This is a genomic window from Methylocapsa polymorpha (assembly GCF_045689225.1).
Classification (GTDB): Bacteria; Pseudomonadota; Alphaproteobacteria; order Rhizobiales; family Beijerinckiaceae; genus Methylocapsa; species Methylocapsa polymorpha.
In genome coordinates this window covers 2058177-2083891 of sequence record NZ_CP136862.1, presented here as the reverse complement: position 1 = coordinate 2083891, position 25715 = coordinate 2058177, and the positions used below count along the sequence as shown (strand labels likewise).

25 protein-coding genes are annotated in these 25715 nt (G+C 61.3%); 10 read left to right on the top strand and 15 right to left on the bottom strand.

All coding sequences use genetic code 11. The features are described from left to right. The first annotated feature begins 197 nt into the window (after window positions 1-197). Window positions 198-1166, top strand: a complete 969-nt coding sequence (locus tag RZS28_RS09605; protein ID WP_407337549.1) for an aliphatic sulfonate ABC transporter substrate-binding protein — start codon at window positions 198-200, stop codon at window positions 1164-1166. Between the two features lie 129 nt (window positions 1167-1295). On the opposite strand, the gene RZS28_RS09600 is transcribed toward RZS28_RS09605, so the two are convergent. Further along, a complete protein-coding gene (locus RZS28_RS09600; protein ID WP_407337548.1) occupies window positions 1296-1703 on the bottom strand; it encodes a GlcG/HbpS family heme-binding protein in 408 nt (135 codons plus the stop codon). A 153-nt stretch (window positions 1704-1856) separates the two neighbouring features. On the opposite strand from RZS28_RS09600, the gene RZS28_RS09595 reads away from it, so the two are divergent. Continuing rightward, on the top strand, window positions 1857-5108 hold the full coding sequence (locus RZS28_RS09595) for a GH36-type glycosyl hydrolase domain-containing protein (protein ID WP_407337547.1): 3252 nt from the start codon (window positions 1857-1859) through the stop codon (window positions 5106-5108). A 65-nt stretch (window positions 5109-5173) separates the two neighbouring features. Continuing rightward, on the top strand, window positions 5174-5839 hold the full coding sequence (locus RZS28_RS09590) for a DUF2278 family protein (RefSeq protein WP_407337546.1): 666 nt from the start codon (window positions 5174-5176) through the stop codon (window positions 5837-5839). A gap of 60 nt (window positions 5840-5899) precedes the next feature. Here RZS28_RS09590 and RZS28_RS09585 read toward each other — a convergent pair whose 3' ends face one another. After that, window positions 5900-6379 (bottom strand): hypothetical protein, encoded by a 480-nt coding sequence (locus RZS28_RS09585; protein ID WP_407337545.1) that lies wholly within the window; start codon window positions 6377-6379, stop codon window positions 5900-5902. Window positions 6380-6708: 329 nt separating this feature from the next. Between RZS28_RS09585 and trmFO the strand changes: the two genes are divergently transcribed. Together trmFO and RZS28_RS09575 are read left to right on the top strand one after the other, a co-directional pair. Then, window positions 6709-8136 (top strand): methylenetetrahydrofolate--tRNA-(uracil(54)-C(5))-methyltransferase (FADH(2)-oxidizing) TrmFO, encoded by a 1428-nt coding sequence (trmFO, locus tag RZS28_RS09580; protein ID WP_407337544.1) that lies wholly within the window; start codon window positions 6709-6711, stop codon window positions 8134-8136. 162 nt (window positions 8137-8298) lie between these two features. Further along, entirely contained in the window at window positions 8299-9120 is an 822-nt protein-coding gene (locus RZS28_RS09575; protein WP_407337543.1) for a hypothetical protein, read from the top strand. Window positions 9121-9181: 61 nt separating this feature from the next. Here the strand turns inward: RZS28_RS09575 and ubiA are convergent, their stop codons facing one another. From ubiA to RZS28_RS09555, 4 genes are all read right to left on the bottom strand, one after another. Further along, window positions 9182-10168: a 4-hydroxybenzoate octaprenyltransferase gene (ubiA, locus tag RZS28_RS09570; protein ID WP_407337542.1), complete on the bottom strand. Its 987-nt coding sequence runs from the start codon at window positions 10166-10168 to the stop codon at window positions 9182-9184. A 105-nt stretch (window positions 10169-10273) separates the two neighbouring features. Continuing rightward, window positions 10274-10723, bottom strand: coding sequence for a hypothetical protein (locus RZS28_RS09565; RefSeq protein ID WP_407337541.1), 450 nt, complete (start codon window positions 10721-10723; stop codon window positions 10274-10276). Between the two features lie 74 nt (window positions 10724-10797). Further along, window positions 10798-10980 carry a hypothetical protein gene (locus tag RZS28_RS09560; protein WP_407337540.1) on the bottom strand — a complete coding sequence of 61 codons (183 nt, stop codon included), beginning with the start codon at window positions 10978-10980 and terminating at the stop codon, window positions 10798-10800. Beyond that, the gene (locus RZS28_RS09555; protein ID WP_407337539.1) at window positions 10977-11279 is read right to left on the bottom strand and encodes a lysozyme inhibitor LprI family protein; all 303 of its coding nucleotides are present in this window, start codon (window positions 11277-11279) and stop codon (window positions 10977-10979) included. Before RZS28_RS09555 ends, RZS28_RS09560 begins: the two co-directional genes overlap by 4 nt. 353 nt (window positions 11280-11632) lie before the next feature. On the opposite strand from RZS28_RS09555, the gene RZS28_RS09550 reads away from it, so the two are divergent. Together RZS28_RS09550 and RZS28_RS09545 are read left to right on the top strand one after the other, a co-directional pair. Then, window positions 11633-12406, top strand: coding sequence for a 16S rRNA (uracil(1498)-N(3))-methyltransferase (locus RZS28_RS09550; RefSeq protein ID WP_407337538.1), 774 nt, complete (start codon window positions 11633-11635; stop codon window positions 12404-12406). 63 nt (window positions 12407-12469) lie between these two features. Continuing rightward, window positions 12470-12877 (top strand): hypothetical protein, encoded by a 408-nt coding sequence (locus RZS28_RS09545; protein ID WP_407337537.1) that lies wholly within the window; start codon window positions 12470-12472, stop codon window positions 12875-12877. 61 nt (window positions 12878-12938) lie between these two features. On the opposite strand, the gene RZS28_RS09540 is transcribed toward RZS28_RS09545, so the two are convergent. The 5 genes from RZS28_RS09540 to RZS28_RS09520 all read right to left on the bottom strand — a co-directional run bounded on the left by RZS28_RS09540 (window position 12939) and on the right by RZS28_RS09520 (window position 18193). After that, the gene (locus tag RZS28_RS09540; RefSeq protein WP_407337536.1) at window positions 12939-13424 is read right to left on the bottom strand and encodes a monooxygenase family protein; all 486 of its coding nucleotides are present in this window, start codon (window positions 13422-13424) and stop codon (window positions 12939-12941) included. Window positions 13425-13505: 81 nt separating this feature from the next. Further along, the gene (locus RZS28_RS09535; protein ID WP_407337535.1) at window positions 13506-14000 is read right to left on the bottom strand and encodes an Ivy family c-type lysozyme inhibitor; all 495 of its coding nucleotides are present in this window, start codon (window positions 13998-14000) and stop codon (window positions 13506-13508) included. Between the two features lie 33 nt (window positions 14001-14033). Beyond that, the gene (locus RZS28_RS09530) at window positions 14034-15416 is read right to left on the bottom strand and encodes a glutamate--cysteine ligase (RefSeq protein ID WP_407337534.1); all 1383 of its coding nucleotides are present in this window, start codon (window positions 15414-15416) and stop codon (window positions 14034-14036) included. Window positions 15417-15852: 436 nt separating this feature from the next. Next, entirely contained in the window at window positions 15853-16767 is a 915-nt protein-coding gene (locus RZS28_RS09525) for a DUF937 domain-containing protein (RefSeq protein ID WP_407337533.1), read from the bottom strand. A gap of 70 nt (window positions 16768-16837) precedes the next feature. Then, complete coding sequence (locus RZS28_RS09520) at window positions 16838-18193, bottom strand: MATE family efflux transporter (protein WP_407337532.1); 1356 nt, start codon at window positions 18191-18193, stop codon at window positions 16838-16840. 285 nt (window positions 18194-18478) lie between these two features. Here RZS28_RS09520 and RZS28_RS09515 point away from each other — a divergent pair, with 285 nt between their 5' ends. Continuing rightward, entirely contained in the window at window positions 18479-19414 is a 936-nt protein-coding gene (locus RZS28_RS09515; protein WP_407337531.1) for a cation diffusion facilitator family transporter, read from the top strand. 56 nt (window positions 19415-19470) lie between these two features. Here RZS28_RS09515 and RZS28_RS09510 read toward each other — a convergent pair whose 3' ends face one another. The 4 genes from RZS28_RS09510 to RZS28_RS09495 form a co-directional block, all read right to left on the bottom strand. Beyond that, window positions 19471-20094 (bottom strand): ABC-type transport auxiliary lipoprotein family protein, encoded by a 624-nt coding sequence (locus tag RZS28_RS09510; protein WP_407337530.1) that lies wholly within the window; start codon window positions 20092-20094, stop codon window positions 19471-19473. A gap of 174 nt (window positions 20095-20268) precedes the next feature. Continuing rightward, window positions 20269-21345, bottom strand: a complete 1077-nt coding sequence (locus tag RZS28_RS09505; protein ID WP_407337529.1) for an MlaD family protein — start codon at window positions 21343-21345, stop codon at window positions 20269-20271. Between the two features lie 46 nt (window positions 21346-21391). After that, window positions 21392-22153 carry an ABC transporter ATP-binding protein gene (locus RZS28_RS09500; protein WP_407341092.1) on the bottom strand — a complete coding sequence of 254 codons (762 nt, stop codon included), beginning with the start codon at window positions 22151-22153 and terminating at the stop codon, window positions 21392-21394. A 137-nt stretch (window positions 22154-22290) separates the two neighbouring features. Next, window positions 22291-23430 (bottom strand): MlaE family lipid ABC transporter permease subunit, encoded by a 1140-nt coding sequence (locus tag RZS28_RS09495; protein WP_407337528.1) that lies wholly within the window; start codon window positions 23428-23430, stop codon window positions 22291-22293. Window positions 23431-24303: 873 nt separating this feature from the next. On the opposite strand from RZS28_RS09495, the gene RZS28_RS09490 reads away from it, so the two are divergent. Both RZS28_RS09490 and copC read left to right on the top strand, forming a co-directional pair. After that, entirely contained in the window at window positions 24304-25317 is a 1014-nt protein-coding gene (locus RZS28_RS09490; protein ID WP_407337527.1) for a hypothetical protein, read from the top strand. 14 nt (window positions 25318-25331) lie between these two features. After that, entirely contained in the window at window positions 25332-25697 is a 366-nt protein-coding gene (gene copC / locus RZS28_RS09485) for a copper homeostasis periplasmic binding protein CopC (protein WP_407337526.1), read from the top strand. The last annotated feature ends 18 nt before the right edge of the window (window positions 25698-25715 follow it).

The following is a 25715-nucleotide window of genomic DNA, read 5'->3' as shown; positions in this document are numbered from 1 at the left end:
CCTCCGTTTGGCGAAGCTGCGAAAAGCCGCCAGCTACTGAATAGTCAGCCGAAAATAGAATTGATATACTCCAATTAATTTATAGACTAAATTTGCTTGTAGCGCTGCGCCGCCTCAGGCCGGCGTGGTTAGGGCGCGTCTTTCCGCCTTTAGAAGCCCCCGGAAACCGAAGCCGCGGCTGAAATTGGAGTTTTCGAATGTTGCGCAGGGAATTCATCCGATCGGGCGGCTCCGGCCTGATCGCCATGGCTGTCACAACGGCGACGCCTCTCGGCCGGAGCGCTTTCGCGGAAACAGCGCCAAAGGAGATCCGTTTCGGCTTTCAAAAAACAGGGCTCTTCGTGCCCATCCGGCAACGCAGAACCTATGAGAATTTTTTCAATCCGCTTGGCGTCGCCGTGCGCTGGGTCGAATTTCAATTCGGCCCGCCAATGCTCGAAGCCCTGAACCTCGGATCAATCGATTTCGCCGCCGTAGGCGATGCGCCGCCGATTTTCGCCCAGGCCGCCGCCGCCAATTTATATTACGTCGCGGCCCAACCGCCGCCTGGCGAGGCGGTCGTCGTCGCGCCGGACTCGCCGATCAGGACGCTTGCCGACCTCAGGGGCAAGAAGATCGGCGTTCCCAAGGGCTCGAGCGCGCATGCGACCGCGGTCGCGGCCGTGGAGAAGGCCGGTCTTGCTTGGAGCGACGTCACGCCGGTCTATCTCGCCCCCGCCGATGGCGTCGCCGCTTTCGACAGGGGAATTATAGACGCCTGGGCGATCTGGGACCCCTATCTCGCGATCGCCGAAGTGACCAAGAATGCGCGCAGCCTCGCCTTCAACACCGAGGCGCATGATCCGCATTTCTTCTATCTGGCCAACAAGGCGTTCGCCGATAAATATCCGGCGGTGGTCAGCCAAATTGCCGATGTGCTGGCCGGGGAGGCCGCCTGGGCGGAGGCGCATCACGATGAGATCGCCAGTCTGCTCCAGGAGGCGCAAGGCGTCGATCTCGCAGTGGAGAAGCGCGTCGTCTCGCGCGCGAAATACATGATCGAGCCCGTCAATGACGAGATCGTCGCGGGTCAGCAGGCCACCGCCGATCAATTTTATAGGCTCGGATTGATCCCCAAAAAGATCAATGTTCGCGACATAGTCTGGAAATGGACGCCTAGGGCCTGACTCTCCTGGCGCCTCACCCCTCGCCTCGCGAAACCGCGGGGTTGCGCGTGGCGGCGTCAAGCGTGAAAACACGCAACGCCGCCAGCATTGGACTCGCGCGGCCGTCAACTTGTAATTGCTATGCCGCATTCATAATTTTGCAGCGGCCTCGACGCCGGCTTGCGCGATTTGCGCATCCTGCGGCGATTGCACGCCTGACACGCCGATTGAGCCGACGATGCGGCCATCATTCAGCAAAGGAAGGCCGCCTTCAATCGGCGTCGCGCCAGGCAAAGTGAGCATCGCCACGCGGCCGCCTGCGATAATCTCTTCAAAGGCTTTCGTCGGCCGCTTGAACAAAAGCGCGGTGCGCGCCTTTTCCTGGGCGACGACGATCGAGCCGAGCGGCGCCTCGTCCAGCCTTTGCAAGAAGAGCAGATTGCCGCCGTCATCGAGCACGGCGATTGTTACGCTCCATTGATTTTTAAGCGCTTCGGCTTCGGCGGCAGCGGCGATCTGCTTGGCGTCGGCTAGGCTCAAAGCCTTCTTGGCATACATTGATTGTTTCTCCTTAGACGAATCTGTGGGCAGCCTGTTTCTTCCGATCTAGACGACCTGGGGAAAATCTCAAAATTCGATACAATTGGATTTTCGGCAAACCGTTCACGGCAGCGGTCCGGCGAGGCGGGCGTCAATCGGGGAAGCAGCATAATGGCGTCGCACACCCGAAGTTGGAAGACGCCGCGCGATCGCGATCTCGGCCTCCGTTGGATCGAGAACCAGGCCGGCCTTGCGATTGGCGCTCTGCCGAACGGCGGCGTTTTTGCGATCGAGCATCGCCGCCCGGACGGCGCCACGCTGGTCAACCAGCTGCTCGGCTCTCCCATAGTCGAAGGCGTCGCCCGGCTTTATCTGCGCGTCGGCGGCGAGACGCCCATCTCAGCCAAGATGATAGGGCCCGGCGCGAAAATTCGCTTTGGCGCCGCCGATGACCGTTTCGTATGGGAAGGAGAGACGAATGGGCTTCGCCACCGCGCCACTCTGTCTCTCCACCCGGAAGCCCCTGCATGGCTATGGCGCCTCGAAGTCGCGAATATCGGCGCCGCCGCCGCGTCCCTGGATGCGATCCTCATCCAGGACGTCGGGCTTGGCGACCGCGGCTTTCTCATGAACAATGAGGCCTACGCCTCGCAATACATCGACCATCATGTCGAGCGCCATCCGCGCTGCGGACCCGTCATCATGAGCCGGCAGAACCTGGCGCAAAACGGGCGCCATCCATGGGTCCTCCATGGCTGCCTCGATGGCGCGAGCGGCTTCGCCACCGATGGGCTTCAGCTCTTCGGCCCCGGCTTTCGCGACCAGGACGCATTCGGCTTTGCGTTCGGCGCAAGGCTGCCGAGCGAGCGGCTGCAGCACGAGCTTGCTTGCGCCGCGATCCAATCCGCTCCCCTCGCGCTGGCGCCTGGAGCGACCGCCGCATGGCGATTTTTCGGCCTCTATGATCCCGATCATAACGCGGCGTCGAGCGAATCCGACCTCGCGCGAATCGACGCCGCAGCGTGGCGCGATCCGCATCCGATCGATGTCGTCTTGACGGAGCCGATTCACACCCTCGTGCAGGAGGCGCCTGCGGCTGTGGCCGAAACAATGACCGAAGCAGAGCTCGCCCAACGTTACCCGGAGCGCCTGCACGAAGAGCTGTTGGAGGGCCGATTCCTCTCGTTCTTCACGCCAGATCCACCGCATAACCGCCATGTCGCGCTTCGAGAAAAAGAGCGCGTCATGACGCGCCGCCACGGCGCGCTGCTTCGCTCAGGCAAGGCGATGCTGCCCGATGAGGCGACCTTATGCGCCACATGCTGGATGGATGGCGTCTTCGCCGCCCAGCTGACGATCGGCAACACGTCTTTTCATCGGCTCCTGTCGGTCTCGCGCGACCCTTACAACATCACGCGCGCAAGCGGTCTTCGCATGCTTGTTAACCTCGGCGACGGCTGGCGGGTGCTCACGGTCCCGTCGGCGTTCGAGATGGGCCTTGGCGATTGCCGGTGGATCTATCGTTTTAGCGGAACCACGATCACCGTGCGCGCCATTGCGGCGGGTAAGGATCCCGCGATGCAATGGAGGGCGACCGTCGCCGGCGAGCCCTGCAGGCTCCTCGTCTTTGGGCATTTGGTTCTAGGCGAGCGCGAGCTCGCTCACGAGAGCCTGATCGAAGTTGACGCCCGATCCAAGCGCTTCTCGTTCCGGCCAGATCCAAACTCGCTTTGGGGACAGCGCTACCCGAACGCAGTCTACCATCTCGTGACGAGCACGCCGGACGCTCTTGAAGCCGTCGGCGGCGACGAATTGCTCTACGCCGATGGACAGCCGCGTCACGGCGCTTATTTTGCGCTGCGCACGCGGCCGACGCGCGAATTCAGTTTCGCGGTCGTTGGTTCGATGACCGACGCGGAGGCCGCAGGCCGACTCGCCGAGAAATATCAGCGCGGCGTCGACGAATCCGATCTCCTGGCGCCGGCGGCGAGCTATTGGAGACGCGTCACACGGGGTTTGCGCATCAAAGGCGGCGGCCCTGAGAGCGCGGCTCTCGACACGATAGTCCCGTGGCTCGCGCATGACGCGATGATCCACCTGACGGTCCCACACGGTCTTGAGCAATATACCGGCGGCGCCTGGGGAACCCGCGATGTCTGCCAGGGACCGGTCGAGCTCCTCCTTGCGCTGGAGCATGATGAACCTGTCAGAGAGATCCTGCGGATCGTCTTTGCGCAGCAGTACGAATCTCGGGGCGACTGGCCGCAATGGTTCATGCTGGAGCCCTACTCGACCATCCAGGATAAAGCGAGCCATGGCGACGTCGTCATCTGGCCGCTGAAGGCGCTCAATGACTACATCGAGGCGACGAGCGACTTTAGCTTCCTCGACGAGTTGGTCGCCTGGCGGCGGGAGGACACGTTCGAGCGGACGGACCGTAAGGACTCCATCGCCGCGCATGTCGAAAAATTGCTCGCGACCGTACGCGACCGTCTCATTCCGGGCACGCATCTCGTAAAATACGGCGAGGGCGACTGGAATGATTCGCTCCAGCCCGTCGATCCCAAGATGCGCGACTGGATGGCGAGCAGTTGGACTGTCGCTCTGTTGTTCCAGCAGCTCAACCGCTATGCCGAGATCCTCCGTCGGGTCGACCGGATCAGCGAGGCCCTTGAATTGAGCCAACTCGCCGCCGAGATTCGTCTCGACGTCAATCGCTTTCTTATCCGCAACGATGTGATCGCTGGCTATGGCCTATTCGAGCCAGGGCGCGAGGAGCCTGAACTGCTGCTTCACCCGAGCGACGCGCGCACTGGCCTCAAATATTCGCTGCTGCCGATGACCCGGTGCATCATTGGCGGGCTGTTCACGCCGCAACAGGCAAAACGCCATCTTCAGCTCATACGAGATCACTTGCTCTTCCCCGACGGGGCGCGGCTGATCGATCGTCCGGTCGCCTATCATGGCGGCCTCGAAACCACATTCCGACGCGCCGAGTCATCGGCCTTCTTTGGACGCGAGATCGGCCTCATGTATGTTCATGCGCATCTGCGCTACGCGGAGGCCATGGCGGTTCTCGGCGACGCCGACGCGCTTTGGGAGGCGCTCCAGCTGGCAAACCCAATCGCGGTCACCGACCGCTTGGCGCAGGCCCTGCCCCGTCAGCGCAACGCTTATTTCAGCAGCAGCGACGCCGCCTTCCCCGACCGCTATCTCGCAAGCGCCGAATGGGCCCGCGTGAAAGCCGGCGGGATCGGAGTCGAAGGCGGTTGGCGCATCTATTCCAGCGGGCCGGGGCTTTACATGAATCTATTGATCAGCCACGTTCTCGGACGCCGCCGTCAGTGGGGCGAACGCATCGCGCAGCCTTTGCTGCCGGCACGTTTGAGCGACGTGACGGCGGAATTCCAGTCTATACCATGACATTTGAGCGCGCCGACATCAGCCGATGCGATAAAGCCGATCTACAAGCGTTGGGGGAAGCAAGAATGACGCTGACATATGGATATTTGAAGAGCAAGATATCTTCCGCCACGAGCCTTAAGGCGACAAGACGAAAAAGCGAAATTCAATATCATCTTCATGCTCGATTCAACGCGGGAGCCGAATCTTGGGAAGCCGCGATCAACGTCGGAACGAACGACTCTGACGATCTTCTGAAATATCGCCTAGTCTATGATTTTCATCATGGAATGATCGAAACGATCAAGAATGCGCCGCTTGGATTCCAAGATTTGACCGGCGCATCCAGCCTGCCTGCGCTGGATTTCCTACGCAGCGACGTTCTCAAGGAAACGGGGAACTGGCGCGACAGCGACGTCATGGACGGAACCGACCTTCCCGAGCCGGTCGCCTCCCTCGAGCGCCTGCTGCGGAGGGCCGCCGCCGCCAATGCGGATGTGTATATTTTCGGCCGCAAGTTCACCGACGACACGCCCGGAATCCATGACGTCCATCAAAATCAGGGCTCACAGAGGCAGTTTCTAAACAATGGCCGGGACGATCATAACGATCACAATGACGTCTGGCAGGACGGCGCCGTGCTTGTCGACCTTGGCCCCGACGGCTGGGCGGGCTATTTCACCGCGTTCACGCAGCAATATATTCCCACCGACAGGCTTGGAAATCCAACAGCGGATAGCCATCCCGTCTAGGCCGGCTTAAGCGCCGGGTTTGCGCGCATTTCAGCCGCTACAAGGTTCGCGGCGCCGGCGCTACTTTTGCGTCGGCTGGAATTTTTGATCGCTAAACGGGGAGGATGTTGGCGTTTGAATAAGGATAAACCCGATTTGCGCCGCCTTGTGACAATTGTTGCAGGCGGCCGTCAGGTCAGCGAAGTCCCGCTCCAATCTCGCACCCTCTTTCACCTTGACCGCCTCTTGCAGCGCGATTAGCGGCTTGTCGGCTGCAACAATAAATTCAACCGGAACGTTGCGGTAGAGGATGACGGCGTTCTCCATGCTGTCTCTGACCTGAGTCAATTCATAATCAAGGAGGTCCCAGTTCTTGGACTTGATGGCGTACCAAAGCTTGATATGCCGCAATTGGATCTTCCCCATGATGTCGCCGAGGCTGGCGACATTCCCGCTCGAATGTCCGCCTTGCAGAGGCGGCGCCGCGAAGGGCACGTCGTCCGCGAGGGCGGGCAGGACCGCAACAACCGCCAATGCTATGCTTAATGGAAGAAGCCTCATCTATTTATCTCCGGAGCAGTTCATCGATTCCTACGCCCGCCCGCCGAATGGCTGGCCGGGATGTCTCTCGTTAATTGGAATAGCATGGACAGGTTCGGAGGACCCCGCAATGCGCGGAGACCTTAAGCTCAAATTCGCTTGAACGCGCAGTCCGCGACGATCTCGACGCAAAGGCGTCGTCGGCGCGATCGCGGATCCTCCGCACTTTGCTGAAGACGCGCCCAAGAACAGGCTTTAAGTCGAAAGCTCTGGCGCAAGCCCTTGGCGATCGCTAGGGCCGGCCCAATCTGGATATGCGCCCAAGCCCAAAAAGGTCTAATCTCCGGCCCATGTCCAAAATTCTTTCATCCCCCTCCGCGGCCATCCATATCATCGGCGGCGGCCTTGCCGGCAGCGAGGCCGCCTGGCAGATCGCGCGCCAGGACGTCCCTGTTATCCTGCACGAAATGCGGCCCGTGCGGCAAACCCCGGCGCATCGCACTGGCGAACTCGCCGAGCTCGTCTGCTCCAATTCCTTTCGCGCCGACGATCCCGAGGCCAGCGCCATCGGCATTCTGCATCGGGAGATGCGCCGTCTCGACTCTGTGATCATGGCCGCCGCCGACGCCCATAAGCTTCCCGCCGGCGGCGCGCTTGCTGTCGACAGGGCCGGATTTTCGGGCAGCGTCACCGCAAAAATCGCGGCCCATCCGCTGATCGAGATCATTCGCGGCGAAATCGACGGCCCGCCGCCAAAGGATTGGGACAATGTCATTGTCGCAACCGGGCCCTTGACTTCGCCCTCTCTTGCGGCGGCCGTCGGAGCGTTGACGGGCGAACGCGACCTCGCTTTTTACGATGCGATTGCGCCGGTGGCGGAGCGGTCGTCGATCGACATGGGGAAGGCTTGGCTCCAATCGCGCTATGACAAGGCCGGTCCGGCTGGAACCGGCGCCGACTACATCAATTGTCCGCTCACGAAAGAGCAATATTACGCCTTCGTGGACGCTCTCCTTGCCGCGGAGAAAATCGAGTTCCGCGAGTTCGAGGACACGCCCTATTTCAATGGCTGCCTGCCGATCGAAGTCATGGCCGAACGCGGCCGCGAGACATTGCGGCATGGGCCGATGAAGCCGTTTGGGCTGACCAATCCGCACGCGCCTAGCGTGAAGCCCTATGCAGTCGTTCAACTGCGTCAGGACAATGCGCTCGGCACGCTCTACAATATGGTCGGTTTCCAGACCAAGCTGAAGCATCATGCCCAGGTCGAAATATTCCGCACGATACCCGGCCTCGAGGGCGCGAATTTTGTTCGTCTCGGCGGACTTCATCGCAATACGTTCCTGAATTCGCCGAAACTGCTCGACCAGGCTCTGCGGCTCAAGGCTGATCCACGGCTGCGTTTCGCCGGTCAGATCACCGGCTGCGAGGGCTATGTGGAAAGCGCCGCGATCGGCCTCATCGCGGGCCGAGCGGCGGCGGCCGAGCGTAACGGCGAGCTGTTTCGGCCGCTTCCCCCGACGACGGCGCTAGGAGCCCTCGTCAACCATATCACCGGCGGACATATCGAAGTCATCGATGCAGGTCCGCCGTCATTTCAGCCGATGAACATCAATTTCGGGCTGTTTCCGCCGCTCGCCGGGCAAATCAAGTCGCCGGGAGGCAAGCGGCTGCGCGGCGGGGAAAAGGCCGCCGCAAAGAAAGTCGCGATGAGCGCGCGCGCCGCGGAGGATCTCGAAGCTTGGCTCGGAGGGCAAGCCATCCTCGCCGCGGAGTGACGCCCGCTCGCATCGCGCAATGTTGCAATAGCCCTGTTCTTGCACGCGCTTCGCCGAGCGAGCGGGAGGCGGCCCATGCGCCGCAGGCCTTTTGGCCGCTTGCCTTCCAGCCGCCGAACTGACACATTCCGCGAGTTCTTCCAAATCGAGACCAGCAGACCTATGAGCGAAGAAACTTCCGTCCTCGTGTTCGGTATCGACGAGCTTGCCTCGGCGGTCGCCCGCAAACTGCATCTAGCCGGCCACGCCGTCGCGATTCACCAGCCATCGCCGCCGACCACGATCCGCCGCCGCATGGCTTTCGCCGACGCCTGGTCGGACGGAACCTGCACGTTCGAAGGCGTCGAGGCCCGTCGCGCCGACAAGACCAAGGATTTCCTCGCCGGTCTCCGCAGCGGGATGTACATCCCAGTCCTTTGGCATCCGTTCGACGACGTCACGACGCGCTGGCCCTGGGACGTCCTCGTCGACGCCCGCCCGAAAACCGAGAAGCCGCGGCAGAGGCTGCGCGACCTCAGCGATCTCACGATCGGGCTCGGGAGCGGCTTTGTCGCCGGCGAGAACTGCGACATCGTCGTCGACGCCGGCGGGCGCGATCCGGGCGCAGTGTTTCGCTCAGGTTCGGCGCCGGACCATGGTCCTGGAGATTCTCCCTTCGCCGACGGCGAAATGGTCCACGCCCCGGTTCACGGACTTTTCCATGGCTCGAAGCTTCTTGGCGAACCGATCGAGGCAGGCCAGATTTTGGGGTTCATCGGCACGACGGCCGTCACGGCTTCGGCGTCAGGCCGGGTGCGTGGGCTTGCGCGCGACGGCGCGGCCGTCGCAAAAGGAGCGGCCATCGCGGAGATCGTCATCTCTTCTCCGAAGGCGGAATTTGTTGGAATAACTCAGCGCGACCGAATGATCGCCCGCAGCGTCGCCTTCGTGATCGAAATGGAGCGCGCCGGCTACACGCCGATCTCGTTTGAAAACCTGTTTTAAGAGGCCAGCCAGCTTCCGTGACTCGTTCGAGATCGGCTTCAGCGCAAAGCGCTTAAGCAGTTCATTGGATCGAAAGCCGGAAGACATCCGCACAGAGGCTGCCGAAAAGAATAAGCCCCGCGTCCCGATTCGAACGAAACAGCCCGAGCGCCCCTGCGCGGTCGTCGGGGTCTACGGATTTCACCTGCCATGCGAGGTGCAAGGCAAATCCGGCGAGTCCCATTTGCGTCGGCCAGCCCGCGCCGACGGAGAGAAAACCCGCCTCGACGCAAATGACCGCTAGAGCATAAAGCGATGCGACGCCGGCCTGGACGCGGCTGCCGAATAAGCGGGCGGTCGACCCGATGCCTGCGAGCAAGTCGTCCTCGATGTCTTGCAGCGCATAGATCGTGTCATAGCCGATTGTCCAGAAAATCGCGCCGAAATAGAGGAAGGCGGGCGCGAGCGCCAGCGATCCGAATGCGGCGGCCCAGCCCATCAATCCGCCCCAAGCGAAAGCCGCCCCGAGGACGGCCTGCGGCCAGGATGTGATCCGCTTCATGAATGGATAGATCGCTACGAAGAAAAGCGAGGAAAACCCGAGCTTTATCGCGAAGGCGTTGAAACTCAGAAGCACGGCGAGGCCGACGAGGCATTGCGCGGCGAGGAATATCTGGGCGGCTTTGACGCTGACGCGGCCGGACGGCAGCGGCCGCTGCCGGGTCCGCTCAACCTTGGCGTCGATCTCGCGGTCCACAAGATCATTATAGGTGGAGCCCGCGCCGCGCATGGCGATAGCGCCGACCAGAAAAAGGAGAAGATCGCCGCCATGCAGCGGCCGGCCCTGGCTGACGCTGGCGAGCGCGCTCGACCACCAGCAGGGCAAGGTCAGGAGCCACCAGCCGATCGGGCGGTCAATCCGCGCAAGCTGAAGGAAGGGCCGCCACGACTTCGGCGCGATGCGAAAGACAAACTGGCCGGCGACAGAATCGGGGAGTGTTTGGGCGCTATCCGATAGGCTTCGAGCGAAAGGGCCGCCGAGGTCTTTGTTTTGGCGCATCTTTGTCATGCAAGCGGGCGCCTGCTTCACTTCAAATTATTCTAAAGAGGCAAACGCCGCCTGACCAGATCGCAAAAACGCCAAAGACATGCGTCGGCGCCGGGAGGCGCTTCATCACAAAGGCCCCGTCGGGAGTTTCTGCCCTTGCGGCGCATTGAGGCCGCCAGTCGCTTGCTGCTGCTGCGCTTTCTTCATTTGCTCCGCAACCTTGCAAGCTTGGTTGGCGACTCCGCTCGACTTTTCGCTGCTGGCCGATATGTTTTGCAAGGCCTCGTCCGGAACTGCGCACCAATCCTTGTTCTTGGTCAAATAAGCGACGAGATCGTGCTCGGCCGCTACGAGCGCGCGCAATTTCGGGCATGCGGCGATCGGGTCGAGCTGATTCTTGGCCCCCTTCGCCAAATGATTGAGCTGGTCGATGACCGCCTGACGCTTCTTGGTAAGATTGCCGATATCGTCGTTGCAGTCTCCGGCATATGCCGCGCCGCAGACCACATAAGCGGTCCCGACTGCAACAAGAACTGCGGCTTTACGCGCGGCCTGCATGAGCTTATGCGCCATCATGATCCGAGCCTCTCGCTAGCTTTTCAACGCCCTATCTTGGTTTTCATAGCAAAGATGCGCGCATCGAGGCAAGGTCAAGGCTCTTGCGTCGCCGGCGGCGCATGGCCATTCAACGCGAGAACGTCCGTTAACCATCTTATTGCGTCGAGGGTAAGGCGGATCGCATCGAGCTTCCCGCCATTGCCTTGAGCGCCGCCGGACTTGAAGACGCAAGCCCGAGGAATATGGGCCGGGCCCCACAATTTTATGAAACTCATTGGCCGCCGCAGGAGAGATCCCCTTCCTGGCAGTTTAACTGATCTTCAAGATCCTTGACCCGCTGATCGGTGAGGCGGGTTTTGCAGATGAACAGGACCATCGGGTGGATGGATCCCTCCACCGTTCCGAGGGTTTCAAAGGCGCATTCCTGATCGCGGAACAGGATCCACAGCTTCTCAACATCGCGGAGACGGGCCTGCCCCTCCGGAGAGATTTTCGCCATTAATTTTCGATAGATCTCGTTCAGCCTTTTATCGGATTTCGTGAAGTCATTCCCGGCGTCCTCGTTCAATTCCATCTGGCTCTGTGCGAGAGCCGGAGTCAACGGCGTCAAGGCAATGGCGAGCGCGACGCCGCGTGAGAGGATGCGAAACGCATTTGTCATCGTTTGACCGACCTCCCCGAACTTGCGCCGTCGGCGAATCGCCCGCGTGAAATTCCGATCGGATCGCAGCATCCGCCAACTTGAAGTATTGTTCAATCGCGCATAGCGAAGACGCTCGGCTCAAGCGCAATATTTCGAGCTAATAATTTGCCGGACTGACAAGTTGCAATGAATTGCGCGTCTCAATTATTTCTGCGCCTTGACCACCAACATTACCGGCTCACTCGGGCCGCATCTCTCGCAGGTCGATTGAATCTGGTAGTCCCATGCCGCGCTATGATTTCACGACTCATCGCCTCTTTGTCGAAGGCTCGCTAGTGCAAGGCGCGCGCATCGAACTCGATAGCGGACAGGCGAACTATATTCGCAACGTCCTGCGTCTGCCTGACGGCGCCGAAATTCTGGCGTTCAACGGCCGCGATGGAGAATGGCGCGCGGCGGTCGTAGCGGCCGGCCGCAAGTCCGTCGCGCTCGTCGCAAAGGAAATGGTTCGGCCGCAGCCTCCCCGCTTTGATCTGCACTATCTATTCGCGCCGCTCAAACATGCGCGGCAGGACTATATGATTCAGAAAGCTGTCGAAATGGGGGCGGGCCTGCTTCGTCCGGCGCTGACCCGCCGCACCCAGGCGGAGCGGATCAATTTCGCGCGAATGCGAGCAAATGCGATCGAGGCCGCCGAACAATGCGGCATTCTCGCGATACCGGAGATCGCGCCCGCGGCGCGGCTCGACGTCCTGCTCGGCGATTGGGAAAAAGATCGCATTCTCGTCTTCTGCGATGAAGACGCGCCGGTGCGAAACCCGATCGGCGCGCTGCGCCCGCTAGCTGAAGCCCGGGACGGCCGCCCGCTTGCGGTCTTGATCGGCCCGGAAGGCGGGTTCGACAGCCAAGAGCGCGACATGTTGCTGTCCATGTCCCAGGTGGTGCGGCTGTCGCTCGGCCCGCGCATCTTACGCGCGGACACGGCGGCGGTCGCGGCTCTGACCTTGGTTCAAGCGGAACTCGGCGATTGGCGCGAAGATGACTTAAGGGATCATTAAATCGCCCCATTGTAGGGTCTCTTAGATAGCGTCCAATCAGGAAGCGAATCGTTTAGGCTCTCCATGATATTGCGCAAAGTTTTTCTATTCGTCTGTTCCAGCGCCGCCGCTGTTATCGGCATCGGCGAACGCGTGGAAGCAAACGATCTTTCGTCCGGCAATGCAGCGCTTTCGCATGCTGATGCGCAATGCGCCGCCTTTGGGCCCGGCTTCACAGCGGTCGACGGGACCGATGCCTGCGTGTGGGTCGGAGGCCATGTCCGGTTGGAGGTTGGCTCCCGCATGGCGAGCGCTCCCGACAACGGCTGGGCCGCTGGCGGCGCGGCTCCCGCGGCCGTGCGCGTCAATGCCGGCGGCGATGAGGACGGCGTCGTCCAGACGCTTCCCGCGCGCGGAGAAATCTCCAGGACGCGCGAGCATTTACGGTTGCGCGACAGCGATGCAACCGGATCGATCGATCCCTTCCGTTGAGCCGGCGAGCGGTTCATCCACGCTCTCAAGGCGCGGCCAACGGACAGCTCGGTGACCGGCTTTACGAAGCCGCGTCCCTGGCTTGTGGATAAAGCCTCGACTTCGCCGAGAACATCGGTCCTTTCGCAGCAATGAGCGGAGCGAAGGCGCTGAATCCAAAAGGCGGTATGTCGCCGAGGTAGATCGCTTCGAAGCCGCCTTTTTTGCTGTAGACCTCATGCCAGAAGCTTGTCCCGCGCGGATCGCGGAGGAAATCGAGCCACCATTCGCGGTGGGGTTGCGCCAGCGTCCAACGCTCCAGCGCGTCGAAATCGCGCCAATATTGGCGCATCCCGAGATGAACCGGAAATAGCGAAAAGATCATGTTCTCATGGGCGAGAAGTCCGTCGGGACGCGCCTCCACGGCAGTCCTGATTTGCGGGCCCAATCTCAGAAGGGTCCAAAGACCTCCCGGCGAATGAATTTTCATCCCGAGATGAATGACGATCAAATCGGGATAGGCGGAAAGCTCGACGGTGCGGCGCTCGACTTTCGTTGCTTCAACCATGTTGAAACCTTCGCAAGACTCTTCGCTCTCGCCGCTTTAAGCGCGCTCGTCTCGATCAGAGCATGAGTTTGCAACAATCGTTCAACCCCCGCCGCCGAATTTCGTCAAGAGCGCGAAAGGATCGTCGCCTTCGGACACGCAGGCGTTGCTTGCGAGTGGACGCGCCTTGCCGTTCGCCAACCAAAGATCTTGCGCTTTGCCGGATTGATCGGCGGTCCGCCAGCACACTTGCGCGGTCCCCGCGGCAAGATCGAAAAAGACGCTCATCTGGTTGTCGCCGCAGTCATGCGCCTTGCACGACCAAGCGACGAGGACGCCTTTGCCATTATCGGCGACCGGACCTTCCGGGCCGTGCATTTTCTTACGCGAGAGCGCGAAGAATTTTTCGCCCATGGCGGCGCGCATGGCCGCTTGAACGCCCGGCTGATCCCAGAGGGATTTCCCAGCGACGATTTTGTCGAAAGGATATTTGCCGGTCCATTGCCGCAACGCGGAGAGGTCGCTGGCCATGCCGACCCCCCAAGACAGACTTGCGACGATCGCGCCCAGGACCAAGGTTCCGCCTAAAACTTTCATTTCGCGGCCCCCTCCGCTGCGCCGACAAAGACCTCAGTAAACGCATTCTTCGAAAGCTGGTTCGACGCTTCCGCCCCATGCGGTTTTATAGTTTTCGATGAGGCGCTCAGCTTCCGTCCGTCCAGCAACGATCGCGTCGAGCGGATCGAGAAAATAGGTTTCATCGTGTCCCTTGGCGTCGCGCCGGTCGCGCTTGGCCAGGCCCACGCGGGCGATGCTCAAAACCTCGCCCGCGACTTCGCGCAGCCGCCGCCCGGAGATGATCGCCTCGAGACCGAAGCGGGGAACATCGGCGCGCAATTTTTCGCGCGCCGCGGCGCTCCATGGCTTGACCAGGTCCCAAGCGGCGTCAAGCGAAGAGGGCTCGTAGAGAAGCCCTGTGAAGAGGGCCGGAAGCGCCGCGAGGAACGGCCGCGGCCCAGCGTCGGCGCCGCGCATCTCGAGATAGCGTTTCAGCCGCACTTCCGGAAAAATCGTCGAAAGATGGTTGGCCCAGTCGGATAGGATCGCGCGCTCGCCCGGAAATTTCGCGAGCTTGCCGTCGAGCAGGTCGCGAAAGCTCGCGCCCGCCACATCGTGATAGGTTTCGCCGCGCTTGACGAAATAGAGCGGCACGTCAATGGCGTAATCGACATAGCGTTCGAAGCCCATGCCGTCTTCAAAGACGAAGGGCAGCATGCCCGTGCGCACGGGATCGGTGTCGCGCCAGACCTCCGAGCGCGCCGAAAGAAATCCATTGAGCTTGCCGTCGGTGAAAGGCGAATTGGCGAATAGCGCGGTCGCCAGCGGCTGCAAGGCGAGCGACACGCGAAACTTCTTCACCATGTCGGACTCGCTCGAAAAATCGAAATTGGCCTGCACGGTCGATGTGCGAAACATCATGTCGAGGCCGCGCCCGCCGACCTTCGGCATATAGTTCGCCATGATCGCGTAGCGCTGTTTCGGCATCATTGGTATTTCGTCGAGGCGCCATTTAGGGCTCATCCCGAGGGACAAAAAACCTATTCCGAACGGCGCCGCGACCGTTTCGAGCGTCGAAAAATGACAGTCGAGTTCGTCCTTGGTTGCATGAATCGTGGCGAATGGCGCGCCGGAGAGCTCGAATTGGCCGCCGGGCTCCAGAGAAATCGCGCCGCCGCCCTTTTCGTCGTAAAGCCCGATGATATTGGCGCCGTCGTTGATCGGCGCCCAACCGAGAGCCGCCTGCATTCCCTCAAGCAAGCCGCGTATCCCGCCCTTGGCGCCCTCTGGGCCGCCTTGGTAGGCGACGGGGGAATGATCGGCGCGATGGAACGGAATCTTTTCATGCTCGGTGCCGATCCGGAATTCTTCCGCCGGCTTCGATCCCGCTTCGATCCAGGCGACAAGTTCATCGCGCGACGCAATAGGCGTGGAATCCGAAACGTCGCGAGCCATTTCCAAACTTTCGTCTGCGCTATCATCATCAAGCCCAAGCAGGCCCGCCGCGATCCGGAATGCAAGATCCGCTCTCGGCGGGGTCCGCCGAGTCGCAACGAGCTTCGCCGAACGCCCTAGGCGCCCACCGTCTTTGGTCGGGCCTAAGAGATCCGGCTTGAGCCTCCCAGCGCTTGAGAGAAGGTCATCGTCCATGCGCCGCCAAGCTACATAGGCGGGTGCGCGGCAAGGCGCAATGCGGACGGCCTGCTGGCCTCCGCCGCCGAAGCGGCGCTCGCGCCGACTCCGGTTGAAAGTCGGCGCGTCAATTTTCCGAGCAAGACTGGCCTGCGTAAGCCCTCCTTGCGTCAGAGCGCTTTAATACTTGATCTTGCTCACCGCTTAGGCGCCAATCAGGCTCCGAAGCATTCTCGATTATAGCCGAGGCAACGCATGTTCAGTGGCGTTTGCTATCAAGGATCTCGCCGATTTCGTTTCGTATTTCGGCCAATGGCGCAGGCTCATGCGGTTGAGATTTGGTTTCCGACAGTCCCGTTTCTTCCGACTCAGCTCTAGGCGATTCGGTTTGCTTCGGTTCGATTTCCACTGCGCTAAGCACTCGACTTGATTGCGACGGCGTTCCTGGTTGGAATACTTTGGCCAAAGCTTCGATCGCCGCCTGGATCGCGCGCGAATCGAGACCCGGCGCCTGAGGAGCAGGCGCGGGCGCAGACACGGAGGGCGGCGCTCCCAAACGGCCAAGAAGGCTTCCGATGAAGGTTGCGAGAATGCCGCCGAAGCCCCCGGGCGACGACGCCGAAGGCGCGGCGCTCGGCCGCGATTGCGGGCTTGGTAAAGCCTGGGCCTCCTCCGTCAATGAGCCCAGAATTGAGCTGAGGCCGCCATGTCGGGCGGCATTGACGAGCTGCGTGAAAATCCCGCCAAAGCCCTGACTTTGCAGTGATTTCGTGACGCCGCCGACGATCACCGAAGCGATGACCGGCAGCATTTGCGCGAGAAGCTCCGGCTTGAGCCCAGTTGCGGCCGAAGCGCGCTGGACGATTTGCTCGTCGACTTGGCTCGAACCGAACAAGTGAACCAGGACCTCGTCGCCCTTCTGCGCCGTCGCTTGCGACTGCGCAGCGGCCGGATCGGCGAAGGCCGCGAGATGTTGGCCGTCGCCCAGCGCGCCGATGATCGAACCGAGAGCCCCCGGTTCGGTCGCCTTGCTCAGGAAACCGGTCGACAGCGCCGGCAACAGCGCCCTGACCGCGGCGTCCGCTTCTTCTTTTGAGATGTTGAATTGCTTCGCCAGATTATCGAGCGCCTGGCCGCCTTGGGCGTCTTGCAAGATCGCGTAAAGATTGGACATTGCGTTCCCTCCCTGCCTCCCGCGACAAGCGGATTGAGAAAAGCTTTTTTGGGCGGGACGGCGCGTGATGCTACGCGCCCTTGGGACGTTTTGCGAGCTTGGCCGTGACGAAATAGGCCGCCGCCACAGCCCCTATTCCAAACATGGCCGAGCCGGCGATCAAGCCGATAAAGCCGCCTTCGGGTCCAAACCGGGCGGCGCCGATCGTCACGAAGGGGATGACGCCGAGCGTCGCGCGGCCCCAATTGAACAAGGTCGAAAGAAGCGGAAACCCCAAATTGTTGAAAGCGGCGTTGGCGACGAAAATTCCGCCAAGAAAGAGCCAAAGCGGGCCGGCGTAGGCGCAAAAAAACCGCACGAGCTCGGCCGTCTCGCCGCGCGCGTTGAAAATGTCGATGACGATCGGCGCCGCCTCGCGCAGAAGCGCCGACACGATCACGACATAAATCGCCGAGAACACAAAGCTATTGGTGAGCGTTTGGCGCACCCGCCGGATGAGCCGCGCGCCGAGATTTTGCGCCATGATGGGGCCGACCGATCCGGAGAGGGCGAACAGAACCCCGAAGGCGAATGGCGTAACCCTGTCGTTGATGGCGAATGCGGCGACGACGGCTTCGCCAAAATGGGAAAAGATCCGCATCGAATAGGCGTTGGCCACTGGCGCGGCCAGATTGGTCAATATGGCGGGAACCGCGATCGTCATCATCGCCGGCAAGTCGTAGATGACGGCTTCGCGGTAAGGACGCCCAACGAGCCCATGTTTCCGCACCGCGCCGTGAAGGCCGACAGCGAGGAGAACGAAACGCGAGATGAGGGTGACGATCGCCGCGCCGTCGACGCCTAATCCGAAGCCGAAAATGAAGATCGGATCGAGACAGGCGGTGACGATGGCTCCAGACAGCGTCACGAACATTGCCCTTCGCGCATCACCGACCGCGCGCAGGAGGCTTGCGAGCGACATGCCGAGGCCGAGAAAAATCGTGGCCGGAAGCGTAATCGCGAGAAAGGTCGCGCCGACGTCAAGGGCTTCGCCGCGGGCGCCGAAGAGAATCAGAATCTCGCGTCGGAGGGGTAAGGCGACGCAACTGACCAGGCCCGCGACAATGACGACATGCACGAGACCGGACGCCGCGAGCCGTTGCGCGTCAGGCCAGTCGCCGGCGCCAATCGCGCGCGCGACCAAGGCGCCGATCGCGATCGAGAGCCCAATATTGATCGAGACCGAAAAGAACAGAACCTGAGTCGCATAGCCGACCGCCGCGGTCAGATTCGGATCGCCGAGGCGGGACACGTAAATGAGCGACAAAAGATCCACGAGAAAAATCGACATGAGCCCGACCGAGGCCGTCCCGGTCATGACGAGCACATGCCGCATGGTGGACCCTTCGGTGAAGATCGCGCGGGTCAATAGGGAGCCTGAGGTCAATGATCGTTTCCTTCGCCATTTGATGCGCGCGTCGTCACGAACGCGTGAATTTGGAGACGCTCGATGCTTTGTCGCGTTTTTTCCGTCGCAGACCCTAGCCCCAGTTCCGTTTGATGCGCTTCGAGTGCGACGCCCGCGCCGTTCTACACGGTGTCGAGGCCATGCGGGCGCGCCCATAGCGGCAAATTCATGGACCAGCAAAAGGCGGTCCGCTAAGGCCCAAGGAAATGATATAGAGCGCCTGAGACCCTTGGTTTCGCTCGATTCGACAATTGCGGCGGCGCGATGAACAACTCCCACCAGCATGGTCATGTCCACGGCGCCGGTCATTCACATGAGCATGGCCCGGCGAATTTCGGGATGCGTTTCGGCGTCGGGATGGCGCTCAACCTGATCGTGGTGATCCTCGAAGCGATTTATGGATTTATCGGGAATTCGATCGCCCTGATCGCCGACGCCGGACATAATCTCTCCGATGTGCTCGGACTCGGCGTCGCTTTCGCCGCGACCATCGCGGCGCGACGGGCGCCCTCGCCGCGCTTCACCTATGGGCTGCGGGCGACGTCGATCCTGGCCGCTCTGTTCAACGCCATGTTCCTGCTCGTGGTCACGGGCGGCCTCAGTTATGCGGCGATCGAACGTTTCTTTCTCCCTGAACCGGTCGCAGGCGGGGTCATGATGGCTGTGGCCGGCGTCGGCCTGGTCGTCAACGGCCTCACGGCGGCGCTGTTTGCGTCAGGACGCAAGCACGACCTCAATGTCCGGGGCGCATTCCTCCACATGGCGGCGGACGCGGCCATCTCGGCCGGCGTCGTCCTGGCCGGCCTCGCCATAACCGTGACAGACCAGCATTGGATCGATCCGACCTTGAGCCTTGTCATCGGCGCCGTCATCATCGCCGGGACATGGGGCCTCTTGCGCGAGAGCCTGGCGTTGTCGCTCGCAGGCGTTCCCGTAGGAATCAGCAGCGCCGACGTGCGCCAGTTCCTCGCCGCCCTGCCCGGCGTCGCCGATCTCCACGATCTACATATCTGGGCGATGAGCACGAGCGAAACCGCGCTCACCGTCCATCTGGTCATGCCGGAGGGGCATCCGGGCGACGCTTTCCTCATGCAGGCCGCAGCCAAGCTGCATGAGCGCTATCAGATTGGCCATGTGACCATGCAAGTCGAGACCGAGCGTGAAACAATCTGCGCGCTCGCCCCTGACAACGTGGTGTGAGGATGTTGCGCTTGGCCTTCGGTTGGCCCAAGAAAACAAGATCTGAAGAGCACAACTCAAACCTTCGGCGCCGCCCATAGGACGATCTGGCGCATGACATCCGCCGACGCGACATTGAGCGCGGCGGTCACCGTCGCGCCATCGTCCCTCGAAGCCGGGACGCGCGCCGAAAAGATCTGTCCGGCCAGGATCCGCCCGCTTGATCCAATGATCCGGGCGGAGATTTCGACGACCGCTTCGCTATGCCCGACGTCTAATTCGAAGCGGCGTATGTCGGTTTGAAGGCTGTAGTCGGCGAGCATGCCTGGGCGCCCGACCGCGCGCAGAAGATGCGCGTTTTCGAAGCTTTCGATGAGCCTTGTCTGAACGACCGCCGGCAATTTGTCCGGCCATTGGGCCCCGGTCAGATAGGCCATGGCGTCGGCGCCGGTGCGGACCACGATCCGGTTTGAATCCGTAGGCAAGGACGCCGTCGGTTCATTGACGACAAGTTGGCCACGACCGGCGCGCGCCGCGCCGCCGCCGTTCGCCGCGCCAAGATCGTAAGTGACCATCGGCGTCGTCGCGCAAGCGGCGAGCAAGCCCGCGAAAATTCCGATGACGACGACCAATAATTGGCCCCGAACTCCCGCCGCGCAGCGGCTTGAGGCGCGCAAGAGGAGAGCGAAACCCGGCTCCATCCTTGATCATCTCCTCATCGCAAGCGCCAAACCCGACGCGCCGCGGAGGATAAGCAAGCCGCGCCGAAACGCCGGCTGACGGACCCTCCGCCGTCGCTCTTCAACATCCGATGACATCGCGCAGGCCAGGACCCGCGAGGCGCGCCAGACGCGGCGCAAATTAGCTCGAGTGAGTTAACGACTGCCGGTGTATTCCGGAATTTGCGTCTTCTTGCCGAAGATAAATTGTTGCGGGTTGCTCTCGATCGAGCGGATCGCCTGGTTGATCTCTTCGAGCGTCTTGCGGCCATCGACCGCCAACGCCTCATATTGGCGCAATCCGGTCCCTGTGAAACGATTGACGTTGGCGGCGATCTCCTTCAACCGGCCATCGAAATCATCCGCGACTTTCCTGATCGATTTCGCGGCGGCGGCGATCTCCCCGAACGCGCCTTTCGAATCGCCGGTTGCAAGAAATCCGTTGAGATTCGTCAAGACGCCGTCGACCTTGTCCGCCGCCGCATTCAGCTTCGCCGAGATCGAAGCGACATCCGAAACGATTGTCTTGACCTCATTGGGGTTGATCGCCTTCACGACGGCGTCGACGTCGGTCGCGAGGGTCTCGAGCTTGCCGGTCAGCGGCTTGATCGTCTTTCCGACATCGGCCATCGCGCCCATGAAATCCTTGATCCCGTCGGCGTTGGAGGCGAGCGCGTCGGAGAATTTTTCGACATTCTTCACCGACGCCGCGATCGCGGAGGCGCTATCGTCCATGAGCCGATTGGTCTTATCGAGCAAATCGGAAGTTTGGACAGAGATTCGTCGCGCAGATTCGAGAAGCTGCTGAAAGCCGGCTTGATCCTCGGCGACAATCACGCCCGGACCGCCGCCCGGGCCGGCGGGGAGCGGCGGCGACTGCTCGGCCCCGCCGATGAGCGCAACTGACGCGACCCCCGTCAAGCCGGTCGATTCGAGACGCGCCTTCGTGTCGGTGCGAACCGGAACGCGCGCGTCGACATCGACCAGCGCAGAGACGTGACCTGGGTCTTGCGGCGCAAGATCGATTTTCGTCACGTCGCCCACCCGCACGCCGTTAAAGAGCACCGGGGCGCCTCGCAACAGGCCAGACACCGACCCGGCGAAGACGACTTTATAGGTCCGGCGGCCGTTCGTCGTGTCGCCGCCGGCAAACCAAAAGACGAAGCCAAAGGCCGAGGCGATCACCGCTAAGGTGAAAATGCCGATCAGGGCATAATTGGCGCGAGTTTCCATGTCTCGAAGTGTCCTGTCTGCCGTTGCCTTAAGCTATCGGCGTTCATTACCCGCCAAGCAAACCGGCGAGCTCATTGCCCGCCAAGACGCCGCCCCCGCGTTCAGCGACTGAAGGATCGAATTGCCGCGCCCGTTTGCCGTGGAAATAGGCGCGCAGCCACGGATGCTCCGCGGCGAGCATCGCCTCGATCGGGCCCGCGGCGATCACTTTTCCCTCGGCCAGAGCAGCGATTCGATCGCAGATCGAATAAAGGCTGTCCAGATCATGCGTCACCATGAAGACAGTCAGGCCGAGCGTCTTCTGGAGCGTGGCGATCAATTCATCAAACTCCGCCGCGCCGATCGGATCAAGCCCCGATGTCGGTTCGTCGAGAAAGAGGAGCTCGGGATCGAGCGCCAAGGCCCGCGCCAAAGCCGCGCGCTTGATCATTCCGCCGGATAATTCGGAAGGATACTTGTCCGCCGCGTCGAGATCGAGGCCGACGAGCTTGATCTTGAGCATGGCGAGCTCATCCGCGAGCCGCGGCGACAAGCTCAAATGCTCCCGCATCGGCACCTGAACGTTCTGCTTGACGGTCAGGCCGGAAAACAAGGCGCCTTGCTGAAACATCACGCCAATGCGCCGCTCGACGCTGTCATGTTCGCGCGCCGACAGCTTATCGATGTCGGAGCCAAAGATCTCGATTCGCCCGCTCTCCTTGCGGATAAGCCCGAGAATTGTCCTGGTCAGGACCGATTTGCCAGTGCCCGAGCCGCCGACGAAGCCCAGAACTTCGCCCCTGTAAACGTCAAGATCGAGGCCGCGCATGACGAGATCGCCGCCGAAACCCACGACGAGGTCGCGCACGCGGATCACGATCTCCGCCGCCGGCCGCAGATGAGCGGGCCTCGTCAGCGGACTGGGCCTCTGGGCCAAGGCGAGATCGGGCGTCTCCTGCTCGTTCTTCAAAAGCGAATTCCGGCAAAGAACATCGCGAAAACCCCATCCACGACGATCACCATGAAGATGGACTTGACGACAGAGGCGGTGACCCGTCGCCCGAGCGATTCGGCCGAGCCCTCGACCGCCAATCCTTCGACCGAAGCTATGAGGCCAATGACGAACCCCATGAAAGGCGCTTTGATCATGCCGCTAAGAAAGGTATGGAGGCCGATCGCCTCCGGCAGCAGTGCTATGAAGCTGCGCGGGCTGATGCCGCCATAAACCCAGCTCACGATAATGCCGCCGAAGATCGCCGACATGTCGCCGATGAAGGTCAATAGGGGAACGCTGATCACGAGCGCGAGAATCCTCGGCGCGATCAGAACGTCCATCGGCTGCATGCCCATCACTTTCAGAGCGTCGATTTCCTCGCGCATCTTCATCGAGCCGAGCTCGGCGGTGATCGCCGAGCCGGAGCGCCCGGCAGTCATGATCGCCGTCAACATAACGCCAAGTTCGCGCAGGATCAGAATGCCGACGAGATCGACGACGAGGATTGTGGCGCCGAAACGCCGCAATTGAAAAAGGCCTTGTTGCGCGACGATGGCGCCGACCAGAAAATTGATCAATACGATGATCGGGACGCCGCGAAGCGCAATAGCTTCCATGTGGGAGAATAACGAGGCAGTGCGAAAACGCTTAGGCTGAGCCAGGCTCTTGCCAAGCGTAGCTACAAATTCGCCGAGACAATTGACGGCGTTCAATAGATCACGGCCCGCATTGGCCACGCTCTCGCCGACATCGGCGAAGAGATTGATCATATAGGAGCTGCGCCGCGCGGGCGGCGCGTCGAACGCGCGAAAACGCGCCTCCTCGAGGAGAATTCCAAATTCGGGCCGGATCGATTCGAGCTTGGCCTCGACGCCTTTTGCGCCAAGCTCCTGGCGGGTCTTGTCGATCAGCCAAGCCCCGGCTGTATCGAGCCGCGCGACGGCGCCGAGATCAAGAATGGCTCTTCGCGCCGCCCCGCCCTCGCTTAGAAGGGCTTTAGCGCCGGCCTCGATCGCGGCGGACGCATCGAGGGTCCAGTGCCCGGCGAGACTGAGCCGAACGGCGTCGCCAGATCGCTGGCTCGAAAATGTTGGACCGTCCAACACGTCCATCCTTCATAGCCCCTTTGGCTCGCTGAATAAGCGCACAATGGGTCTTTTTACGTCCCGCTTGCGGCGAAGTCGTGGCGCGCGCACTATTCCGATTGCCTATGATGTCCGGATCGCGAAATCGCTCTCTAAGTTACTGTTGCGCCAATGTCACTCGTTTCGCACAAACAGCGTATTGCCGCGAAGCGCGCTTGAAATAGGCCGAAAACGACTTGACTTGGGGCGGGCAAAACTTTCACCCTTTAGTTGCAAGAATTGTAAGCTAAAAATTACCAGGAAGCGTTAACAGAACGGGGTTCTGAAGTGCAAGTGGGCGGAGTGCATTGCCCTCGACGGTCTGATTTGCTTGCGCGGCGGCAGCTTTTCGGAGACTGGCGGGTCCCGGCTCGCCGGCTCCTCGTCGCATTGGTTTTTCTCGCCCAGCTTTTCGCTCCCGCCGCTCATAAGCATGCGCCGCTTCTTTCGGCTTCTTTGGCCGCACAGGCGGTCAATGACGGGGCGTCCAACGCCGTTGCGGCAAAACCGGCCCTTCCCTGTCCCCATCATGGCGCAAGCACCGGCGGAGCAAATGACGGCCAAGGTCAGGCGCCGTGCTGCCCGCTCGATGATTGCTCCTGCCCCTGCTGTCACCTCTTCGACGCCGCGGCGGTCGCGCTTCCGCCGCCCGACGCGGCTCAGGCGGACTACGCTCCGCTTCTGTCCGAAACAGTCGCGAGCTTCGAATCCTTTGGCTCCATTAGGCAGCCTGTCAATTTTGTTGGACGGCCACGCGGGCCGCCCATCCTCATCTGACGAGCAAACGCCCGGCGCTTCGGCGGCCGCAATAGCGGCGGCGCGGACGCGGGCTATCTCTCACGTTCAGATCGAGGATTCATCATGGCTCATAAGACTTCCGTAGCCTATGCGGGCGCGCTCATCGCGGCAGCCGCTCTAGCCGGCGTCAGCCCGGCGCGCTCCCACACGATCGTCGGCAACCGGCTCTTTCCAGCGACGCTCAGCGTCGACGACCCAGGCGTCAACGACGAATTAGCGCTGCCGTCCTTTGTCTATGCGGCTTCGGCCAATTACGACGGCACTTTAGGGGCGCTCAGCTACACTTTCGCTTGGGAATACCAGAAAACCATCACCGCAGATTTCAGCCTTGCAATCGGCTCAGCGTTTACGCATCAGGCAAACCCGAGCTCCAACGGGTGGGGAAACATCGAAACGCAGGCCAAATATGTTTTCTACCAAAACCCGGAGCATGAGTTCATCATCGCTGGCGCGGTCAATGTCGAATGGGGCCACACCGGCGCCTCGCCCGATTTTACATCTCTTGCCTCCCCGCCTGACCGGTACTCGACCGTCACACCCAAGCTTTATATCGGCAAGGGCTTTGGCGATGTTGAGGCCGATTGGGCCAAGCCCTTCGCGATTACCGCCGAAGTGGACTATTCCTTGTCGACCCACCCGATCGACGTGACGCTGCAGCAAGATCCGGATAGCGGCATCAACTACATCGCCCTAACCCAGACGCCCACGCGCCTGACCTACGGCGCGACTCTCCAATACAGCCTGCTCTACATGAACTCCTACGTTCACGAGCTCCCTGAGGTTTTCAGGCGTCTTATTCCGGCTTTTGAAGGGATTTTCACCTCGCCAGTCTCCAACATTGGCCCGTCTGTCCCTGGGGAGTGGACACATACAACGACCGGGGTGGTCGGCCCGTCCCTTTATTATATCGGCAACTATTTCCAGCTCGGCGTCATGGCCCAGTTGCCGATCAATCAAGCAAGCGGCAAGCATATCGGCGTCGCCGCCGTCCTGGATTTCTTCCTCGACGATATCGCGCCGGAGACGATTGGAAGGCCACTCTTTGGTCCGCCCCAGGCGCGTCCCGGCAGAATTTAAAGAGCGAGGACGCCATGCAACAGCCTCTGAAAATTCTTACTGCAACGGGTTTAGCCTGCATCCTTGCGACCACAGCCGCTTTCGCTCATGCGTTCCTGGACACAGCCTCTCCGGGAGTGGGCGCGACCGTGAGCGGTGCGCCTAGCGAGGTCCGACTCAGCTTTAGCCAGAACATTGTCCTGGCCTTCTCTGGGGTGCAAATCTCCGCCGCGGGAGGTGGGCCGGTCCCAGCCGGAAAGGCGACGCTCGCTGGCCCAAACGTGCTCAGCGTGCGGCTCGGCCATGCGCTGAAACCCGGCGCTTATGTAGTGAACTGGCATGTGGTTTCGGTCGACACCCATCCCACCTCGGGCACATATCATTTTACGGTTGCGCCCTGAGCCTGATGGCCGGCTCGA